This window comes from Streptomyces achromogenes subsp. achromogenes (assembly GCF_000720835.1).
Classification (GTDB): Bacteria; Actinomycetota; Actinomycetes; order Streptomycetales; family Streptomycetaceae; genus Streptomyces; species Streptomyces achromogenes.
Window position 1 is genome coordinate 1 of sequence record NZ_JODT01000071.1, and the last position, 883, is coordinate 883.

Here is an 883-nt window from a genome sequence, read left to right on the forward strand (position 1 = left end):
CGTTCTCAACGACGTGGACCTCCCACGTCCCGGAGACGATGACCCCGCCACCCGTGAACGTCAGGGCTTCCGACCGGGCTTCGATCTCCGTGTCCCCGGTGATCTCGATCAGGCAGAGTTCCCCGGGAGGGAAGACGCCTTCAAGTTCCTTCGGATCCATGTCTGACCTTCCTTGGAATTGAGGCGGGGCCCCCAGCTCGGGGGCCCCGCGGTGTCCTACGCGCCGAATCCGATCGCTGCGACGGACGTGTACGCGCCCCACTCGGACCCGAGGGTGTCCTCGGCAATGTCCTCCCACTCAGCGTTCATGCCGTCCGCGTCCCCGGCCGACCACTGGTCGACGAGCCGGTCCCACTGGTTGGGGCGGATGTTCACCTTGCGCACGTCCAGGGCCCGTTGCCGGGACGGGGTGACCCCTCCCTGATTCACCGGGTGGACTTCCACCCGGGTCCCGCGCCCGTTGTTGCCGAGCCGCTTTTTCAGGGACTTCGCCACGTTCCGCCGCCGCATGTCGGCGTATGCCGCGTCAATGCGGCCCCGGTTGGCCTTGTTCGGGTCACGGTCCCCGGCAAGCCACGCGATAAGCGTGCGCGGGGTGACGCTGATACCGGCTCGTTCCATGGCCTGATATCCGGCGGGGGAGTTCGTCAGGTACTTGAGGCGTGCCTCCAATCCGCGTTCACTGGCCGCCGACGACTTGATACCCCCGGCAAGTTCCGTGAGCCGTTCGGCAATTGCCTCTCCGCCCGGCTTTCCCTTTGCGCCGTATGCGCCCGTGATTTTCCCGGCCATGTCGTCACTCCCCCATTTCCGTGACCGGGGCGCCGACGACATAGGCGCCCTTCGTCTTCATCTCGGTCAGTCCCCGGCCCTCAGCGAATAC

The 883-nt window shown here is 66.5% G+C and carries 1 protein-coding gene; it reads right to left on the reverse strand.

The features are described from left to right. Positions 1-216 precede the first annotated feature (216 nt). Positions 217-792 (reverse strand): hypothetical protein, encoded by a 576-nt coding sequence (locus IH25_RS0136695; RefSeq protein WP_030498521.1) that lies wholly within the window; start codon positions 790-792, stop codon positions 217-219. Between the last annotated feature and the right edge of the window lie 91 nt (positions 793-883).